This is a genomic window from Pseudarthrobacter equi (assembly GCF_900105535.1).
Taxonomy (GTDB): Bacteria; Actinomycetota; Actinomycetes; order Actinomycetales; family Micrococcaceae; genus Arthrobacter; species Arthrobacter equi.
Genome location: NZ_LT629779.1, coordinates 113,154 through 132,135, shown reverse-complemented (window position 1 = coordinate 132,135; position 18,982 = coordinate 113,154). Strand labels below are relative to the sequence as shown.

Genomic DNA, 18,982 nt, shown 5'->3' with positions numbered 1-18,982 from the left:
TTGCAGCCGCCTTGGAACACCGGCACGAACGTGCCGTTCATGCTCTGCAACCCCTTATCGCAACCACTCCAGCGCTGCTACATTGGCCTTAACCGGCACGATCGTGCCTTAGGAGGGTGTGCATGACGTCAGCAATGGACTTGGTTGCCACGGAAGTCCGCGCCCGGCGCACCACACTGCGGCTAACCCAGCGGGACCTCGCCGACATGGCGGGCGTATCGGAGCGGTTCGTCAGGTTCGTGGAGCGGGGAAAGCCAAGCATGCAGCTGGATTCGCTGCTTGCGGTCCTGGACACGCTGGGCCTCGAACTGCGGATCGCCGACAGGGCCAGCCAGGCGGAGCGTTCCCTGAGCGGCCATCGCCATTCCGGGAGTGAAGCGCCGTGAGGCACCGCGTCGCGGACGTCTACAAGGCAGGGGTTTTGGCCGCGCGGCTGGAGCGGTACGACGGCGGAACGAAGTTCAGCTATCTCCCTGCCTACCTGGCCGGCGGAGGACCCGCCGTCGCATCCTCCCTTCCCCTCACCGGCGAACCGGTCGTGTCCGCCGCAGGTGCCGCACCACCCTACTTCACCGGCCTGCTGCCGGAGGGCCGGCGCCTGAATGCGCTGCGCCGGTCCATCAAAACCAGTGCGGACGACGACCTTTCCCTGTTGATCGCGGCCGGCGGGAACCCTGTGGGCGACGTGCAGATCATCGGCCACGGCGAACCGCTGGATCCGGACGAGCATGCGGTGGAACTGGACCCGCGCCAGCCGGTCGACTTCGAGCATCTTCTCGGTGACCCGGACCTGATTGATCCCGTGGCGCTTGCCGGCGTGCAGGACAAGTTATCCGCCGGGATGATCTCGCTGCCCGTGGCCGCCAAAGGGAAGCGGTTCATCCTCAAGCTCAACGCCCCCGAATTCCCGCATGTGGTGGAGAACGAGTTTGCCATGTTCCGTTACGCGGCCAAGCTGCGGATTCCGCTGAGCCGGGTGGGGCTGATCCGTGACGTGGCGGGGCGGCCGGGCCTGCTGGTGGAGCGCTTTGACCGCGTGCCGCCGTTGGAGGCAGCGGCCGGCGCCGGCTCCGACGAGGTCCTGCGGCTCGCCGTCGAGGACGGAGCCCAGGTGCTCGGGCTGTACCCGGCGGACAAGTACAACGTGGGCTACGGGCAGGTGTGCCGGGCACTGGCTGAGCACTGCGCCGCGCCGCTGCCGGCACTCCGCAACCTTGCCCTCCAAGGAGCTTTCGCCTGGCTGACCGGTAATGGCGACCTGCACGCGAAGAACGTGTCCATGGTGCAGGATCCCCGGGCCGGCTGGGTGGTCGCGCCCGTCTACGACATCCCCTCCACGGTTGTCTACGGCGACAAGACCCTCGCGCTGGCCATCGACGGCAAGCGGACGGGTATTTCCCGCCGCCACTTCCTGGGCTGGACCGCGGGCCTCGGGCTTCCGGAGCGCGCCGCATCCAAGGTCATCGACCTGGCGTTACGGGCGGCGGGGCCGCTGCTTGCCGACCTTGAGGCAGGGACAGCATTCGCCGGCACCGCACCGGCCGGGAAGAACGACGGCGGCAGGTCGCCGTTCCCGGACATGGTCACCAGGGCGTGGGTCAAGGAGCTGAAGCACCGCCGCCGCCTGTTCGAAAGCTAGGGCGCAACGCCTCCGGGCCGGTGTGCTGCCCGCCCGGGCCGGTTCACAGGTGCTGGATGCCCGCCCGCTGCATGGCGTCCTTGTAGATCTCCACGTTCTTGGTGAGGATCTCTTCCTGCTTTGTATCCGAAACGGCGAAGGCACGCCCGCCAAGCGCGGTGGCCTTGTAGATCTTGATGCCACTGTTCTTCAGCGCCGAGTGGTAGGTCTTCTCGTAGAGCGTCAGGAAGGCGGACGCGTCCGTTCCGTGGGCGATGATGGCCGAGACACGGGAGTTGATCTTGAGGAACTGGCGGAACGGGCGGAGGCCATCCGTCTTCTCCTGGATACTCAGCGCCGAGGGGCTGCCGCTTTCCCGCACCCAGGGGTATGCGTTCCAGGGCATGACGTAGCGGGGATCCAGCTCGGCCAGTTCGTAGATCTGGGTTGCGCGGCGTGCCGCCTCATCGTCGTTGTTGTGGGACACGAATCCGGATTCGGTGCCCTTCCCCGGGCTCACCTGGAGGCTGACGATCCGGCATTCATCCTCATCGTGCACCGGGTCGATGTACGGGACGGTGGAGCCGGGCTTCTTCTCCATGAGTTCGTCGCAAAGCTGGGTTACCTTCGCGATGTTCGGTTCCTGTAGCAGGGCTTTCTTTTCGTCCCAATCAATCGTCACGATCTCTCCCTCAGCAGCACGGCGTCCAGAAACAGGCGTCTGATGCCACTCTACGCTTCTCCGCAGAGGGGTGGGCAGGGGAAAAACACGGACCGGTTCCGGCCGCCGGGCTGGCCGCCGCCGGCGATGCTGTTCAATAAGGAGCGTGCAGTTCACCAGGAAAGGCCTGAAAGCCGAGGGTTTCGCAGGCTTTAGACCCATCGACGATCTCGACATCACGCGTATCCCACAGGGAACCGGGCTGTTCGTCGTTGTTGCGCCGGCCGGGTTTCTGCCCCGCTTCCTGAAAAGGAGCACCGCCGGCGTCTTCAAGAAAAGACAGCCGTCCCTCCCCGATCCGGCGCTCCGGGCCGCGTGGGTGGAGTCGGCATCAGTCCTCTACCTCGGCAAGGCCGGCCCCGGCAGCAAGGGCAACCGGGGACTGAGGCGCCAGATCCAGGAGTTTGTTGATTTCGGTCGAGGGAAGCCGCCGGGCCACTGGGACGGGAGGCTCATCTGGCAGTTGGTTGATGCGACCGACTTGGTTGTGGCCTGGAAAGAGCTGCCGGCTGAGCACCTGAACCAGGCGGAGGCCGATTACCACGCAGGCTTTGTGGCGGAGTTCGGGAAGCTGCCGTTCGCGAATCTTGTCCAGGCGCGCGGCAGCGCCCCCGCCTGACCGAAAAGGCTGCCTGGCAGGCACGGTTCAGCCGGCCTGCAAAGCCGCCCATCCGGCGTCGTACGTGAACTGCCCGCCCACAAGCGTTGCCGCGACGGGCATGGCAGCCAGCCCGGAGTCCGGAACCGCCAAGGGATCGGCGTCAAGAAGCACGAGGTCGGCCGGGCTGCCCACCCGGACCGTGCCGCGGCCCCGGGTGGAGGCTGCCAGGGCCTGTTCGCGGGTGATGGCTTCCTGCGGTTGCCACGGATCGCGGCCGTCGAAGGACGACCGGGTAGTGGCGGCCGACACCGCTGCCCAGGGATCGAGAGGGGCCACCGGGGCATCCGATCCCAGCGCCAGGGCAGCACCTGCGTCCAGCAGCGACCGCAGTGGAAAGGCCCGGTCTGTCCGCCCGCTCCAGTTGGCGTCGGCGGCGTCCCGGTCATCGAGCGCATGCACCGGCTGCACGCTGGCCACCACGCCCAGGGCGGCGAAACGGGCAAAGTCCTCCCGCCGGACAAACTGGGCATGCTCGATCCGGCCGCCGATGCCGGTATGCCCGAACGCGTCCAGGGCCACCCGGTTGGCGGCATCACCGATGGCGTGGACTGCCGGCACGAACCCGGTGTCCCGCGCCCGCAGCAGCAGGGCACGCAGCTCGTCAACGGGAACGGTCAGCAGGCCGTGCCCGCCAAAAGGGTACGGATCCACGCAGTACGCGGTCCGGGTGTTCAGGGAACCGTCAATCAGGACTTTCAGTGGGCCTGTGCGCAGCAGGCCGTTGCCGACGGGTACCTCCCTGCCCGTCCGCAGGCCCTCGGCCGCAGCCCGTTCAAGGTCCGCCGGGTACACGCCGGCCTCCACACGCAGGCTGTCGAAACCGGCGGCCATCCGCCGCAGCCACGGATCGCGGTTCCACGTCATCTCAAAATCCACCACGCCCACCACGCCCCTGGCGGCGGCCTCCCTTGCGGCCTGGCTGACCCAGCCGTCCACCACCGCATCCGGCAGCCGGCCCAGCTCGCGGGTCAGGAGGAAGGCAGGTTCCTCGCGGAGCAGCCCCGAGCCGTCCACCCGGAGCCCGTAGCGGCGGGCGGCAGCCGTGTTCACCCACACGCAGTGCAGGTCGTGGCTGATGAGCGCGGCCGGCCGTTCCCCGGCGGCGGCATCGAGCATGGCCAACGTGGGCGTATCCGGCCACAGGGCATCACGGAAGCCCACACCCACAGCGGTGACCGGGTGGCCGGGCCCGGTTCCGTCCGCGCCAGCGGGATCCGCGGCCATGAAGGTTCCGACGGCGGCTGCCGCCTCCCGCGCGGACGTCGCCGCGGCGAGGTCAAGGCGGTTCGCGTGCAGGGCCCACTGGGTGAAATGGACGTGTTCGTCCCACAGCCCCGGGATGATGAACCGTCCGGCGCAGTCGACGGTCCTGAGGGGCCGGGCCTTGTGCGCCAGCGTCCCCGCCGGGCTGATCCCAGCCACCACGCCGCCGCGGAGGTGCACATCGAGGGGTGCCTTCGAACCGGGGCGGCGTACGGAGGCCAGGACGAGTTCCACGGCAGGCGGCATCACGGTGCTGCCGTCACTGGGTTGCTGTCACTGGGCTGAAGCCACGGTGATCCGCTCGCTGCCCGCGGCACGTCATGCGGAACCGCGGAGGCGGTCCATCTCCCGGCGGTCCTTCTTCGTGGGCCGGCCGGTGCCCCGGTCCCGCTGCGGAATGCCCAGGGCAGGGGCCACGGGCCGTGGCGGGGTGTGGTCGGTGAAACAGTGCGACGCCACTTCCGCGCCGACGCGTTTGACGATCAGGCGGCGGACCTCGAGGATCCGTTCGTAGCCGGGCATCCGGACCGTCACCGTATCGCCAGTGACGAGGGTGGCGGATGCCTTGGCCGGCGTGCCGTTGAGCCGGACGTGGCCGGCGCGGCAGGCTGCGGTGGCGGCCGAACGCGTCTTGTAGGCGCGGATGGCCCACAGCCACGCGTCAATGCGGGCGCTGGCGGGGGAGGAGGGAAGGCTCGTCATGGTTGGCACCGAGTATAGCCCCGGCGCCCGGGCCCCAGCCCTAGGCGACCGTTACCCGGACCTGCTGCACCATGTTGTTGGCCATGCCCTGGTAGTTCCAGTTCTGCTCCAGGGGCTGGGTGGCGCCGGTGGCATCGGTGGCGCGGCAGGACAGCACGTGTTCGCCGGGCTCGGCCACCCATGGCAGGGTCCACTTCCGCCACGCGAATCCGCCAAGCGGCTTCTCGAGCTGCGCCGGCAGCCAGGCCCCGTCAATGCCGATTTCCACGCCGGTCACAGCACCTTCACCGGACCACGCCCTGCCCTGCAGCAGGACAGGGCCGGCGGCCAGGGTCCGGTTCCGGGTGAGGAAGTCCGGAATGCCCGGCGGAACCATCAGCGAACGTACCCTGATCCGCGAAACCGGCGTGCCGGCGTCGTCCGCGGAATCCTGGTAGCGGTAGGCGACGTGCTGCTGGAACCCCGTAAAGGGGGCGGTGACCACTTCGATGGATTCCAGCCACTTCACGCTCGTCATGCCGTACCAGCCGGGGACCACCAGGCGCAGGGGGTAGCCGTGCTGGGGCGGGAGCTCGTGGCCGTTCATCGAGTAGGCAAGCACGACGTCGGCCCGCATGGCCTCGCGGATCGGCAGGCTGCGCGCGTACCGCTGCCGGACGCCGCCCTGGATCCCGGCGTCGGCACCGGTGAAGACGACTTCCCGGGCGCTGGGCAGGACGCCCGCCTTGCCCAGCAGGTAGGCGAGCGGGACACCCGTCCAGTACGCCGTCCCCACGGCTTCAAGGACCCAGGGCTGGCTGATGGGCCGGGGACTGAGCAGGGAACGGCCGTTGCCGGCGCACTCCAGCGTCACGGGGACGGTGATGGCAGGGTCCTTGTGCAGGGCCGCCATGCTCAGTTCCAGGGACCGTTCCACCGCCCCGCCGATCAGCAGGTGCCAGGATGTTGCATCGATGTCCGGAATGTCGAAGTGGGTGAGGACATAGTGCAGGCCCGGTGGAGTGACGTCACGGCGCATCGCTTCCAGCGGCATGGAGTGGTTGCGGGCCGAGAGCTGCAGTTCCTCCGCGGTCAGCGGACCGGTGGTGGGACCCGCGGGCGCCGTGCCTTCCGGGGTTTCCGCCTGGACGGACTGCAGGTTGTGTTGGGTCTGCGTCATGGCGCTGCGATTCTGTGGGGCGGATGGCGGGGCGGTGGTTCCTTGCCTCTGGTTTACGCCCGCCCCGCGCGCCCGTCAACGCCCTAAAGACGCAAGAAAAGCTACAGCACGGGCCGGGTCAGGAACTCCGCGAGGCTGATGGGGTCCTGGCCCGTCAGCCCATGCACGTCGAGTGAAATGCCCGCCATCTCGCCTGCCGCCATGGCGGTGTAGGTGCTGACCCAGGCATCCACCTGCCACTTTGGTGCGTTATAGGGTGCCCGCGACGCGTAGGCTTCCTCCAGCGTCTCCGCCTGGTAGGTGACGTCCCTGCCGGTACCTTCGCTGATGATTTCCGCAGCCCGGGCCATGGAGAGCTCTTCGGGGCCGGTGAGCTGATAGGTCTTGCCCTTGTGGATGGCGGGGTCCCTCAGCACCGCAACTGCACTGCGCGCAATGTCCTCCCGGGCCACCCCGGAAAACACGCCGTCACCGGCCGGTCCCTTGATGACCCCCTGGTCATCGGTCATCAGGGGCAGGAAGTCCAGGTAGAAGTTGTCCCGCAGGAACGTGTAATCCATCCCGGAGGCCCGGATCCGTTCTTCGGTGGCGTAATGGTCCCGGGCCAGCGTGAACGTGGCATCCGGGGCCGCCCCGTAAAAGGACGTGTACACCACGTGCTGCACCCCGGCGCCGGCCGCGGCATCCACGAACGCAAAGTGCTGCTGCAGCCGGTCCTCCGCCTCGGCGGCGGACACCATGAACAGCACCCGGACCCCCTCAAGGGCAGTCCGGGCGGCCTCCGCGTCCCCGTAGCTGCACACGGCGGTGGCGGCCTGCTCCAGCTCAGGCGCGCGGGACGGGTCCCGCACCAGCAGGCGCTGGGCGAAGCCGGCGCCTGCCAGTTCCCTGGCCACCATGCCGCCCAGCCCGCCGGTAGAGCCGGTGACCGCAAGGTCCGGCAGGTCCGCCGCCATTCGCCTAGGCTTCCCGCGTGGCGGGCGACTTGGTCTGCGCGGGATCGCGTTCGGCGAGGGCACCGATTGCGTCGTCGATCTTCTTCAGTACGTCCGGCTCCAGCTTCACTCCTGCGGCAGCCACACTGTCGGCGATCTGCTCCGGGCGTGAGGCGCCTACGATGGCGGAAGCCACGTTGGGGTTCTGCAGCACCCAGGCCACAGCCAGCTGCGGCATGGACAGGCCTGCCTCCTCCGCGATTGGCTTGAGGTCCTGCACACCCTGCAGGACGTCGTCGCGCATCCACCGCGAGATCATCTTGGCGCCGCCCTTTTCGTCGGTGGCGCGGCTGCCTTCGGGTGCGGGCTGGCCGGGCAGGTACTTGCCGCTCAGGACACCCTGCGCCATGGGTGACCAGACGATCTGGGACACGCCCAGTTCCTCCGACGCCGGTACCACCTCGGCTTCGATGACGCGCCAGAGCATGGAGTACTGCGGCTGGTTGGAGATCAGCTGGAAGCCCAGTTCCCGGGACAGCTTGTGCCCCTCCCGGAGCTGGTCCGCGGTCCACTCGCTGACGCCAATGTAGAGAGCCTTGCCCTGGCGGACGATGTCCGCGAACGCCTGCATGGTCTCCTCGAGCGGCGTTTCGAAGTCGTACCGGTGGGCCTGGTAGAGGTCTATGTAGTCCGTCTGCAGCCGGCGCAGCGAGCCGTTGACGGAATCCATGATGTGTTTGCGGGACAGGCCAAGATCGTTCTTGCCCTTGGGGCCGGTGGGGCCGAAGACCTTCGTGAAGATCTCCAGCGATTCGCGGCGCTCGCCCTTCAGGGCCTCGCCCAGGACCGTCTCCGCCGCGGTGTTGGCATAGACGTCGGCAGTGTCGAAGGTGCTGATGCCGGCGTCGAGGGCGGCGCGCACGCACTGCGAGGCGACGTCATTCTCCACCTGGGAGCCGTGCGTCAACCAGTTGCCGAATGTGATTTCCGAGACTTTGAAACCGCTGTTTCCGAGGTATCTGAATTCCATGGGCTTCACGCTAGCGGAGATGGTTGCTCAGGGTAAGGGCCGTCCGCCGTTCCGTGCAGCGTCGGATTCCGTCCGCTTCTGCTCCTGGCCGTGCTTGAGTACCTGCTGGGCGGAAAGGGACACCAGCGATCCGGTGTCCAGCGGCGGCAGCACCTGCGGAGCCTGTGGCTTCGTGAAGGAATGCGGGACTTCGCGGACGGGCCGGTGGTTGTGCAGTGCTGATTCCACGAGCGGTGCCACGGACTCCACCTTCTCCGCGGGAACGGCTGGATCCGGGAGGTCCCGCACGGAGAGCTTGATTTCGGGGTTCGCGGCGCGCTCCCGGGCCGAAGCGCGGGCGTCGGCTTCGGCCACCGCGGAGGCCCAGTCCTCGGCCAGGACGGGTTGCTCGCGGCGGGTTCCGGATTTACGGGCGACGGCGGTGCCCAGGGCCGATTTCGCCAAGCCGGACTTCGCGAAAGCGGACTTTATGCGCGCCGGCTTGAGTGCCGCAGGCAAGCCGCGCGGCGCTGGCGCGGATCCTGCCGGAGCGCCCTTGCCGGACCCGGACCCGGGCTCGCCAAGGCGGGTGCCGTACAGCTGGACCAGGGGCATCCCATCCTTCCGTTTGCCCTTGCCGAACAGCCGCATCATGACGACGGCGGCCAGCCGGCCCACACCCGCGAGGAGCAGGGTGATGACGCCCAGGAGGAAGAGGATGAAGAAGATCAGGAAGGCGACGCCCACCGTGCCCAAAAAGGTTAGGTTGAGGACGAGCGTGTCCGGATTTTCCACGTGTCATCTCTCCTCTCTGCCTTCAGCTGGGCCCGCGGCGGCGCCCCCACGCACGGCAGCAGCTTCGTATCCACCTTACGGATTTTTGCGCCGCATTGCCCCCGGCGCGGCGGCCGTCCGCGGGGTTGTAGCAAAGCCGTTACCGGATATGACAGCATCCCGGTATGACAAAAATCGGAGCACAGGACCGTTGCCCGTGCCTGTCCGGGGATCAGTACGCCTCCTGCTGCGGCCGGTTCCATTCGGGCGGGGCCGAAGCAGCCACCGCGGAGCAGCTGATGCGCTCCCGGTACACGGCTTTCGTGCTCCTGGACCGGGACTACCTGCTCAGGACGTGGCACCCGGACACGGCCCCGGGGAACCTGCAGCTGGACCCGGAAATGCAGTGGCGGCGGCTGGACATCGCCGCCACCAGCGGTGGTGGGCCTTTCGACACCGCGGGGACGGTGGAGTTCAAGGCCCACTACCGGCACACCGGAGAGCGGGGCGTGCTGCACGAGGCAAGCAGGTTCGTCCGTTCGGACGGCCGGTGGTTTTACGTGGATGGGGACATCCTGGACTGACTACTCGTCGTAGTCGTTGTCCGGTGTGAATCCTGCCCGGTCAACCTTCCGGTGGAAGTGCATCCCGGCCAGCCCGCCCAGTACGGCGCCCACCAGCGCAACCACGGCCACCACCACGGCGGCGATGATGCTGGTGGTGGTGAGCTCACCCTCGTTGATGGGGATCCGCGGGAAGCTGTTGAGGTTGGCCAGCACGTTGAACTGCTGTCCGGCCACCAGGCCCAGCACGGCGATGACGATGGCGGCGATCAACGCCCAGACCCACACCATGAGGCCCTGCTTGGCGCCGTTGAAGCGTGCCATCCGGCCGGCCACGTAGCCGCCGGAGTAATAGGAAACGAACAGGATCACCAGCAGCACAATGATGCCCACCAGGCCCACGGTTCCGCTGTTCTGGGCGGCCTGGTTCACAGCCTCGTTGACATCCGTGTTGTTGGCCAGCCCCACGGCGGTGCCGGCTGCGGCCACCAGGGCGGTGAGCAGGACGGCCATGCCGGTTGCGGTCAACCAGCCAAAGAAGGCGGAACCCACCTTGATGCCGCCGAACTGCTCCTTCTCCCGGGCGATCGCGGTTTCGCGGTCGGTCAGGTTAGGGTTCACGGCCGCGGCCGGGACAGCTGCGGTCCGCGTCGCCCCCGCGGATCCGCTGCGGTCCGCATAATCCCGCTGGGCGTCGGCCCGTTCGGCGTAGACCTCCTGGGGGTAGTCACGTTCGGCGGATGCGGCCGGCGCCTCGGAGTACGAACGCGTGGCATCGCCGGCGGACGTCCGGTCGATGGGACGCGTTGCATTGTCAGCCGGGGTCCGGTCGATGGAGCGGGTTGCCTGGCTGTCCGCGTCACCGGCACGGCCGTTTTCACTGCGCCCGTCCTGCCGCGCTCGCCGGGGAGGGAGGTTCTCTGGGTCCGTTGAGCTGCTCATGGATCCACTCAACCACCGCCCCACCCCGATAGCAAGGATGCTTACGATTCCGTGACCTGCGGTTCTACCGGTATCTGCGGTGCAGATCCTCCTTCGCCGAGGGCCCGTGGGAGGCGTCGGCAATCCACGGCCCGGTGCCCTCGGACTGGTCCAGGACCCCTTCCTCCAGCCAGGCGTAATCCCCGGCGAGGACCTTGCGCGTGAGGCGGTGGTCGCCGTCGTCCGTATTCCGCCAGAGCTGGTCGAAGTATTCGTCCACGCGCACCCGCGCCTGCTCGCAGTAGGCTTCGGCGAGTTCGTAGGCGCTCGCCGCCCGCCCGGGATCTGTGCGCAGCAGCATCTCCGCACGCGAGCAGCACGCGGTCATGGCGAACAGTTCGGCACCGATGTCCACCACGCGGCCCAGGAAGGCCTGTTTGCGCTCGAGCTTCGCCTGCCACCTGCCCATGGCATAGAAGGTCTGGCGGGCCAGGCGCCGGGAGGAGCGTTCCACGAACCGCAGCTGCCGGGCCAGCCGGCCGAACTCGCTGTAGGAGCGCGGGTCCATCCCCGCGCCGGCCACCAGCTTGGGCAGCCATTTGGCGTAGAAGCCGGAGGCGCCGACGGCGGCCCGGGCTTTGTCGGACAGGCTCGCATCCATTGAGGCCAGGTCCCCCGCGGCAGCCAGGTGCGCGTCAACGGCTTCACGCGCGATCAGCAGGCGCATGATCTCCGAGGACCCTTCGAAGATCCTGTTGATCCGCAGGTCCCGCAGCTGCTGCTCGGCGGGCACTGCACGCTCCCCGCGTGCGGCCAGGGACTCCGCGGTCTCGAACCCGCGCCCGCCACGGATCTGGACCAGCTCGTCAGCGATCCGGCAGCTGATTTCCGTGGCCCACAGCTTGGCCAGGGCGGCCTCGATCCGCACGTCCTTCTGGCCCGCGTCCGCAAGCTCGGCGGCGAGCTCGAACACGGCATCCAGTGCGAAGGCGGAGGCCGCGATGAAGGCGATCTTCTTTCCCACCGCTTCGTGCTCGCCCACGGGCCGGCCCCACTGGGTGCGGGCGTTGGACCATTCGCGGGCGATCTTCAGGCTCCAGCGCCCGGACGCGACGCACAGCGCAGGCAGGGCCAGCCGCCCGGTGTTAAGGGTGGTCAGGGCAATCTTCAGGCCCTGCCCCTCGCGGCCCAGCCGGTTGGCCGCGGGCACCCGGACCTGGTGAAAGCGGGTGACGCCGTTTTCGATCCCGCGCAGGCCCATGAAGGCGTTCCGGTTCTCCACCGTGATCCCGGGGGAGTCCATCTCCACCACGAACGCGCTGATCCCGCCCTTATGCGGGGTGCCGTCGGCGTCCGTGTGCACCGGGACCACAGCCATCACCACCACCAGTTCCGCGATCACCCCGTTGGTGGTCCATAGCTTTACGCCGTCCAAAAGGTAGGCCTCGCCGTCCTCCGTGGGTGTGGCGGTGCTGCCCAGCCTGGCGGGGTCGCTGCCCACATCCGGTTCGGTGAGGAGGAACGCGGTGATGGCGCCGGCCGCGCAGCGCGGCAGGTACTCCTTTTTCTGTTCCGGGGAGCCGAACACCTTGACCGGCTCGGGCACGCCAATGGACTGGTGCGCCGAAAGGAGCGCGCCGAGGCTCGGGTGGACGCTGCCCAGCAGCGCAAGGGCACGGCCGTAGTACACCAGTGAGAGGCCCAGCCCGCCGTACTCCTCGGGGATCTTCATGCCGAAGACGCCCAGGTCCGCCAAGCCGCGGATGTACTCGTCCGGAATCTGCGAAGCACGCTCAATCACCCGGCCGTCCATGGTCCGGGCATACGCGGTGAGCCTGGCCATGAACGCTTCACCCCGCACCACGTCCGCAGGATCGGGCGTGGGCCACGGGTGGACCAGGCTGAGGTCGAAGTTGCCCAGGTAGAGGCCCTTGGCGAAGCTGGGCCGGTCCCATCCGGTCTCCCGGGCGGCCTCGGCCACGGCACGGGCTTCATCCGCGGTGACGCCGGAACCGATCTTGCCGGCGGGGACGGGCGTTTCTTCAGCCGGTGCGTCAGTTGACGGGCTGTGCGTGGCGGAGGTCATGGGTTATCTCCTTGGCCGGAATGGCCGGTGAAGCCATGGATCCGCCGGGTTGGAGAACCCTTCAGCTGTCCCTCAATATTACCCGCGGGTAGGTTCCGGTGCTAGGGGAAGGCTGGGCCGGAAAGTCCGCAGCCACGTCCACGCTCTTTGCATGGCGCACCAGCCGGTCCCAGCCGGCATTGATGCCGTGGACCACCGCCAGGAGCGTGCTGGACACCAGCACCCAGGCGAGCTTTCCCGTACCCAGCACCAGGAGCGCAACCAGCCCCGATGCCAGAACGAAGGCGGCCAACAGGCCGCCAAAAGCCAGGGTCCCGATGAAGACCAACGTGGATGTGTCCAGAGCGCTCAAATCAAACTGCATGTGTCCCCCTGCGGCGTTGCTGTGGTGAGAATCTGCTGTGGCCAAGCGGCGAAGGCCGGTAGCAGAAAGCGTAGGGTGGGCCCCGCGCAGCGAGCCAGAGCGCGGCAGCAGGAAACAGCTGTTGATACGGGATCGATACCCTACCGCCAGGTAGGTCACGGAGCGGTTGCGGCGGTCCTCCCGAACGCGCTGCGTTAACCTTGTAGTTGGCCGTTTTCCGGTCCGCCCCCGCCGCCCGCCCCGCCAACAGTCCAAGGAGAATGTGTGCCCCGCTCCGCCAGGTCATCCGCTGACGCCATCAGCGCCCGGCTCCGGGACCTCGAACTCCTCACCAAGGGACCCGCCTGGGCCCTCACCCGCTCGGCGCCGTGGGTCATCGCGGTGCTGCAGGCGTCCTTCACCCGCACCCGGCCGCAGCTTCCGCTCGAGGAATTCCATGCCGACGTCGACTCCTTCCTTGAGGAGCTCCGCCGGCAGGACCCCGGGCTGGGTGGCGGCGCCAACGGCAAGTCGTTCGGCGACGAGTGGACGCGCCGGCAGTTCCTGACCCGCCGGAACCAGTCCGGCCAGATCGTCTACGAAGTCACCGAGCCCGCCGCCCGCGTGCTCGCATTCCTTGACAGCCTTTCCAGCGAACGGTCCACCCTCAACGGGTCCCGCCTGGGCACGCTGCTCGGCGATGTCGAAAAGCTCGCCAATGAGACCAACCCGGACCAGAGCGCCCGGCTTGAGGCCCTCGAAGAGGAAATCGGCGAGCGGCAGCAGCTGATCGAGGACATCAGTAGCGGCGAGTTCGACGGCCTGCTCGATGACGATCAAGCCGTGGAGGCCGCGGGCAACATCCTGGACCTGGCCGCCAGCCTGCCGGCCGATTACAAGAAGATGCGCGACCGGATCGAGGAACTGGTGGGCGGCCTCCGCAACCAGATCATCGAGGAGTCACTGACCAAGGGCGCCACCATGGCGCAGGTGCTGGAAGCGGACAAGCGGCTCCGCCAGAGCCCGGAGGGCAGGACGTTCCGGTCCTTCACTGCGTTCCTGGAGGATCCACAGCAGCAGCTTCGCTTCCGCTCGGCCATCGGCGAGGTCCTCGGCCGGCAGTTCGCGGACGACCTCTCGCCGGAGGACCGCGAGACACTGAAGAACCTGGTGGCCGAACTCCGCCAGCAGCACAGCCAGATCCAGCGCATCTACGGCAAGCTCAGCGAAAGCCTCAACACGTACGTCCAGAGCGACGACTTCCGCCAGTCGGTCCGGCTGCGGCAGGTCCTGCGCGAAGCCGAGCACGCCATCCGGTCCCTGCCGTACGAGCGCGACCGGCCAGGCCTGGTACCCGGACCGGTCCTTTACAACGCGGGTTTCGAGGCGCTTTCCATGGTGAAGCTGTTCGACCCCGACGAATTCGCCGCACCGCCCAAACTGGCCGATCCCATCGCATTCAGCGACTCGGACCGCGTGCGCTCGCCGAGGACCGGCAAGGCCAAACCGGCGGTGGTCCGCGCCGCCATGGCAGGCGCCAGGACCCTGGGTGACGCCTGGGAGCAGCTGCCGCCGGAAGAGCAGCACATCAACTCCATCCGCGCCCTGCTGTCGGAGGCCCTGCACGCCGGGGCCGACTTCAACCGCAGCGATTTCGAGGGCCTGGACTTCGAACAGATAGACGGCTCCATTCGCAGGGCCTACCTCCCGGTGGTCACGCTCGCAAAGGATTCACATGACTGAAGAGATGACGGAACCGCCCGCCGAGCACCTTCCCGCCCCAGCGGTTGAGCCGGCTGAAACCCGTGATCCGGTGGTTGAGCCTGCCGAAACCGCAGACGCCCCGATGCCGGCCAGCCACATCACCGGCGCAGTCACGCCGCGCGACACGTTCGTGGACGGAGCCGCGCTGTTCCCCGGCGACACCGGCGTGCTGAACATGAAGGTCCGGCAGGCGCTGGTGAAGCTCCTCAAGGGCCCGTACATTGACGGCGGCCGGGACGAAAAGCTGTGGACGGTCCTCCTGGACAACCAGGTGATCCTGCGCAGCCGGCTTTCGGAACTGTTCCTTAGCATGCAGCTGGACCATGAACGGAAAATTGCCGTCCTGCGCCCGGTGGACCCGGACGTGATCGGTGGCAGCGCCCGGTCCAGCATCCTGCGGCAGCAGCGGGCCCTCAGCCGGGTGGAAACCATCGTGCTGCTCCGGCTCCGGCTCCTGCTGGACCGGCACGTCACCGCGCAGACTGACCCCACCATCACCCGCGAGGAAATCACGGACCTCGTGGCGCACTACCAGCCGTCCGGCCAGCAGGACGCCCTCCGCGACTCGGACGTGGTTACCCGTGCCATCACCAAGCTCCTGGCCCGCCAGCTCCTGCTGCCCACGGGACTTGACGACGTTTACACCATCTCCAACGCCCTCCCGCTGGCCCTCCCGTTCGAAAACATCGGCGACATCCCGGCCCACATCGAAGCCCTGGTGGCCGCGTCAACGGACCAGTCCGGAACGGAACCGCTCCTGGACTTGGACGACACAGGTGACGATGACAACGACGACGACGGCGCTGCCGCCCAGGGAGTGGCATCTAAGGGAACGGGTGAGGGACCCGCTGCGAGCTTGCGAGCAGTGGGAAATCCGGACCCGCTGTCGGAGCCGGACGCATCGTCCGAAGGACGAATGCCGTCCGGCGAAGGGGCGGGGGCGGCAGCGCCGTCGTCGTACCCTGCCGGCACCAAGAAGGAGGCCGCCAAGTGACCATTCCGAGCATGCTCCCGCTGGGGGAAGAGACGAACCCCGGCCAGATGCGGCTGGCGCTGGTCCAGGTGGTCAACTGGGGCACGTTCCACGGCGCGCACACCATGCGCGTGGACCGGAACGGAACCCTGCTGACCGGTAACTCCGGCGTGGGAAAGTCCACCCTCTTCGACGCCATGCTGCGCGTTTTCGATGCCAGGCCGCGGTCCAACGAGGCCGCCGCCCAGCGGTCCGGCGGTGCTGTGGAGGACAAGCGCACCACGTTCACCTACATGCGCGGCAAGGTGGGCGACAAGGCCGTGGGGGAGGGCTCGGCGAGTGCCTTCCAGCGCCCCGGTGCCACCTGGTCCGCCGTCGGGCTGACGTTCGACAACGCTGCGGGCACCCGGGTGACCGTCTCGGCCCTGTTCGACCTGCCAAAGAACGGCACGGAATCGAGCGTGGGCCGGTTCTACCTGATCGACAATGTCCCCCTGGACCTCGATGCGATCGAGGGCGTCGCGGACAAGCGGTTCACCAAGGGCGCGCTGGAAACGATCTTCCCGCACGCCCAGGTGTTCGACGTCCACAAGGCCTTCGCCGAGCGGTTCCGGCGCCTGCTGGGCATCAGCTCGGACCAGGCGCTTCCGCTGCTGCGGGTCATCCAGGCGGGCAAAGGCCTGGGCGGCAGCGTCAACACGTTCTTCCGCGACCAGGTGCTGGACGCCCCCGCAACACTGACGGCGGCTGACGACGTGGTGGAAGAGTTCAGCAACCTCATGTCCATCCGCCAGCGCCTCGAAGACGTCCGGCAGCAGCGCGACCAGCTGGCGCCGGTTCCGGGGCTGAACCGCGAGTACGCCCAGTCGCTCCTGGACGCCAACCGGCTCCGGGAGCTGGCCGGCGGCGAATTCGAGTCGTACAGGCAGCGGCTCGCTGTCACCGTCCAGCAGAAGATCCTGGCCCGGTTCAAGGAACTGGCGCAGGCCAAAGCCAAGGAACTCGGCGCCGAGCGCTCGGTCCGCGATGGGCTGGCCAAGGACCTGCGGCAGCTGGAAACGGACTACAACAGCCAGGGCGGCAACGCGATTTCCGCCATTGAGCAGTCGCTGGAGAACGCCAGGGTGGGGCTGCGCCTCCGCCGCCAGGTGGAGCACGCCGCACAGCAGGCACTGTCCGACGCCGGGCTGCAGCTTGAGTGGACGGCCTCCGGCTGGGAGCAGGCACACGAGCAGGCCGCCGCCCGTTCCGCGGAGCTGAAGGACGATTCGCAGGCTCTGCAGGAGCTGAGGTTCGAGGCGTTCGACGCCCACGCCAGCCGCAAGCGCGAACTGGCCGCGGCTGAGCAGGAACTCGTGTCGCTGAAGACGCGCAAATCCCTGCTGCCGCCGTCGAGCATTGAAAACCGTGCCGCCATTGCCGCGGCCACCGGCATCCCGGAGGACAGGATGCCGTTCGCCGGTGAGCTGATGGACCTGGCCGAAGGGGAGGAGCGGTGGCGCCCTGCGGCCGAGCGCGCGCTCCGCAACCTGGCCACCACGCTGCTGGTCCCGGGTGAACATTTTGGTGCCGTCACCCGCTACCTCAATGACCACAACGTTCGGGGTGCGCTGCGGGCCGTGGACGTCTCCAAGCCCCTCGCCGGCGGTGCGCTGGCAGTGGAGGACGCGCGCGACGGCGACCTGCTCACTAAGCTGGACATCCTCGCCAGTGGTGCGGCTGCCGAAGCCGGGGAGTGGGTGCGGGAACGCATCGCCCTCGACTTTGCCTACCCCTGCGTGGAGGACCCGGACCAGCTCGCCGCGCTGGACAGGGGCCTGAGCCTGGGCGGCGTGGTCAAGCGGAACCGCCACACCGTGGAGAAGGACGACCGGTTCACCAGCCGCCAGGACTACGTGCTGGGGTTCGACAACGCCGCAAAGCTGGAGCTCGTGGCCGGCCAGGTGGAGGACCTCCGGCAGGAAGTGGCCAAGGCAGCCGAGCTGGCGCAGAGCCGGGAGGACTCCCACCAGGGCATGAGCCGGCAGCTCGAAGCGCTCCGCCGGATCGCTGAGGACGACAGGCCCTGGGACCAGGTCTCGGCAGCCGTCGCAGCCGAGGAACTGGCAGGCATCGAGCAGCGGCTCAAGGATGCCCTCGCCGCCCAGGCGGACCTGGAGCCGCTGCGCGCCACCATCGAGGAGGTCCGGCAGAAGCACCAGTCCAGCACCGAGTCCGCGGCCGTGCTGCAGAGCGAGTACAAGGCCCTCGACAGGCAACTGACCGCTGCCGATTCGCTGCTGGAAGCCGCGCGCCACCGCCTGGCCGAGGCGCCGCCGTCGGACGCCACCGTGACGGCACTGGAACCGTACTTCGCCGACTTCGGCGACGTGACGGAGATGCACGAGCTGGACAACCTGGCCAACAGGGTGCGGACCGCGCTCCAGGGCGAGCTGCACGCCGCCGAATCCCGTGGACAGGCCACGGCGGAGCGGCTCACCCGTATTTTCGAGGGGTTCGTGCGGGAATGGGGCAGCGCCATCTCCGCCGACCACGGCACCAGCATTGGCGCGGCCAGCGAATTCGAAGCCCGCTACCACGCGATCGTCAACGACGGCCTGCCGGCGCAGGAAGCCGAATTCCGGCAGTTCTTCAACCAGCGCACCCATGAATCCTTCAGCACCCTGCTGCACCTCCTGGACGAGGAACGCCGCTCCATCACCAGCAGGATCCTGCCGCTGAACGGCATCCTGTCGCAGGTGAACTTCCATGAGGGCAGCTTCCTGGAACTGGACATCAAGCAGACCCTGCCGCCCACCGCCAAGCAGTTCAAGGACGCCATCCAGAACGCGCTGAAGGCCCGGCATGCGCGGTCCGCCAAGACGGAGCCGGGTGCTGAACGGGACGACGACGCCGAGCTCACGGCACGCTACAAGTCCCTGGAAACGCTGGTGAAGCGCCTGGGCTCGCAGGCTCCGGAAGACCGGCGCTGGCGGGCCGAGGTGCTCGACGTCCGCGGGCACCTGTTCATCCAGTGCAAGGAGCACCGCGAGGTCACCGCCCCCTCGGCCAAGGGAAAGAAGGCCGGCAAGAAGACCGAGGTGTTCATGCACGCGGACACCGGCTCCATGTCCGGCGGTGAGCGGCAGCGGTTCACGGCGTTCATCATGGCCGCCGCCCTCAGCTACCAGCTGGGCATCGCCGAACAGGGCTTCACCACGTACGGCACGGTGATGATGGATGAAGCCTTCGTGCTTGCCTCGGAGGAGTTCGCCGGCGCCGGGATCAAGGCGCTGCACGAGTTCGGGTTCCAGCTGCTGCTGGCCGCGCCCGAGAACGTGATCGACCTGTCCCGGCACCTGGGCTCCGTGACCGAGATCCTCCGGGACCGGCGCACCAACCGTTCCGGCGTACTGACCGCGCCGGTGATCCGCCCCCGCGAGGGCGAGGAGGGGGCCTGGCGGTCCGAGGCGAATCCGGTGGACATCGTGCTGCGCTGACGGTCCGCCGC

At 68.2% G+C, this 18,982-nt stretch carries 16 protein-coding genes and 1 pseudogene; 7 read left to right on the top strand and 10 right to left on the bottom strand.

Annotated elements, in window-relative coordinates; all coding sequences use genetic code 11:
• The first annotated feature begins 122 nt into the window (after nucleotides 1-122).
• Nucleotides 123-386 carry a helix-turn-helix transcriptional regulator gene (locus BLT71_RS00535; protein ID WP_091716661.1) on the top strand — a complete coding sequence of 88 codons (264 nt, stop codon included), beginning with the start codon at nucleotides 123-125 and terminating at the stop codon, nucleotides 384-386.
• A complete protein-coding gene (locus tag BLT71_RS00530; protein WP_091716659.1) occupies nucleotides 383-1,639 on the top strand; it encodes a type II toxin-antitoxin system HipA family toxin in 1,257 nt (418 codons plus the stop codon). Before BLT71_RS00535 ends, BLT71_RS00530 begins: the two co-directional genes overlap by 4 nt.
• A gap of 43 nt (nucleotides 1,640-1,682) precedes the next feature.
• Here the strand turns inward: BLT71_RS00530 and BLT71_RS00525 are convergent, their stop codons facing one another.
• Nucleotides 1,683-2,300 (bottom strand): uracil-DNA glycosylase family protein, encoded by a 618-nt coding sequence (locus BLT71_RS00525; RefSeq protein WP_091716657.1) that lies wholly within the window; start codon nucleotides 2,298-2,300, stop codon nucleotides 1,683-1,685.
• Nucleotides 2,301-2,445: 145 nt separating this feature from the next.
• Here BLT71_RS00525 and BLT71_RS00520 point away from each other — a divergent pair, with 145 nt between their 5' ends.
• Complete coding sequence (locus BLT71_RS00520; protein WP_091716655.1) at nucleotides 2,446-2,958, top strand: hypothetical protein; 513 nt, start codon at nucleotides 2,446-2,448, stop codon at nucleotides 2,956-2,958.
• A gap of 27 nt (nucleotides 2,959-2,985) precedes the next feature.
• Here the strand turns inward: BLT71_RS00520 and BLT71_RS00515 are convergent, their stop codons facing one another.
• From BLT71_RS00515 to BLT71_RS00490, 6 genes are all read right to left on the bottom strand, one after another.
• The gene (locus BLT71_RS00515; RefSeq protein ID WP_091716653.1) at nucleotides 2,986-4,509 is read right to left on the bottom strand and encodes an amidohydrolase; all 1,524 of its coding nucleotides are present in this window, start codon (nucleotides 4,507-4,509) and stop codon (nucleotides 2,986-2,988) included.
• 72 nt (nucleotides 4,510-4,581) lie between these two features.
• Nucleotides 4,582-4,965, bottom strand: a complete 384-nt coding sequence (locus BLT71_RS00510) for an RNA-binding S4 domain-containing protein (protein WP_056078390.1) — start codon at nucleotides 4,963-4,965, stop codon at nucleotides 4,582-4,584.
• A gap of 40 nt (nucleotides 4,966-5,005) precedes the next feature.
• Complete coding sequence (locus tag BLT71_RS00505) at nucleotides 5,006-6,124, bottom strand: sulfite oxidase (protein WP_172829883.1); 1,119 nt, start codon at nucleotides 6,122-6,124, stop codon at nucleotides 5,006-5,008.
• A gap of 101 nt (nucleotides 6,125-6,225) precedes the next feature.
• Complete coding sequence (locus BLT71_RS00500) at nucleotides 6,226-7,080, bottom strand: SDR family oxidoreductase (RefSeq protein WP_091716651.1); 855 nt, start codon at nucleotides 7,078-7,080, stop codon at nucleotides 6,226-6,228.
• Between the two features lie 4 nt (nucleotides 7,081-7,084).
• A complete protein-coding gene (locus BLT71_RS00495) occupies nucleotides 7,085-8,089 on the bottom strand; it encodes an aldo/keto reductase family protein (protein ID WP_091716649.1) in 1,005 nt (334 codons plus the stop codon).
• Between the two features lie 27 nt (nucleotides 8,090-8,116).
• Nucleotides 8,117-8,863 carry a hypothetical protein gene (locus BLT71_RS00490; protein WP_091716647.1) on the bottom strand — a complete coding sequence of 249 codons (747 nt, stop codon included), beginning with the start codon at nucleotides 8,861-8,863 and terminating at the stop codon, nucleotides 8,117-8,119.
• A 164-nt stretch (nucleotides 8,864-9,027) separates the two neighbouring features.
• Between BLT71_RS00490 and BLT71_RS00485 the strand changes: the two genes are divergently transcribed.
• A complete protein-coding gene (locus tag BLT71_RS00485) occupies nucleotides 9,028-9,426 on the top strand; it encodes a YchJ family protein (protein WP_091716645.1) in 399 nt (132 codons plus the stop codon).
• Here BLT71_RS00485 and BLT71_RS00480 read toward each other — a convergent pair whose 3' ends face one another.
• From BLT71_RS00480 to BLT71_RS00470, 3 genes are all read right to left on the bottom strand, one after another.
• A complete protein-coding gene (locus BLT71_RS00480) occupies nucleotides 9,427-10,347 on the bottom strand; it encodes a TIGR04086 family membrane protein (protein WP_091716644.1) in 921 nt (306 codons plus the stop codon).
• A gap of 64 nt (nucleotides 10,348-10,411) precedes the next feature.
• Nucleotides 10,412-12,412 carry an acyl-CoA dehydrogenase family protein gene (locus BLT71_RS00475; protein ID WP_091716642.1) on the bottom strand — a complete coding sequence of 667 codons (2,001 nt, stop codon included), beginning with the start codon at nucleotides 12,410-12,412 and terminating at the stop codon, nucleotides 10,412-10,414.
• Nucleotides 12,413-12,473: 61 nt separating this feature from the next.
• On the bottom strand, nucleotides 12,474-12,776 hold the full coding sequence (locus BLT71_RS00470) for a hypothetical protein (RefSeq protein WP_091716640.1): 303 nt from the start codon (nucleotides 12,774-12,776) through the stop codon (nucleotides 12,474-12,476).
• A gap of 264 nt (nucleotides 12,777-13,040) precedes the next feature.
• Between BLT71_RS00470 and BLT71_RS00465 the strand changes: the two genes are divergently transcribed.
• The 3 genes and pseudogenes from BLT71_RS00465 to BLT71_RS00455 all read left to right on the top strand — a co-directional run bounded on the left by BLT71_RS00465 (nucleotide 13,041) and on the right by BLT71_RS00455 (nucleotide 18,971).
• Nucleotides 13,041-14,498 (top strand): DUF3375 family protein, encoded by a 1,458-nt coding sequence (locus tag BLT71_RS00465; protein WP_091716638.1) that lies wholly within the window; start codon nucleotides 13,041-13,043, stop codon nucleotides 14,496-14,498.
• A pseudogene (locus BLT71_RS00460) lies at nucleotides 14,491-15,333 on the top strand (DUF4194 domain-containing protein); the annotation flags it as partial. The gene BLT71_RS00465 and the pseudogene BLT71_RS00460, both read left to right, overlap by 8 nt.
• A 176-nt stretch (nucleotides 15,334-15,509) precedes the next feature.
• Nucleotides 15,510-18,971, top strand: a complete 3,462-nt coding sequence (locus BLT71_RS00455; protein ID WP_091716636.1) for an ATP-binding protein — start codon at nucleotides 15,510-15,512, stop codon at nucleotides 18,969-18,971.
• Nucleotides 18,972-18,982 lie beyond the last annotated feature (11 nt).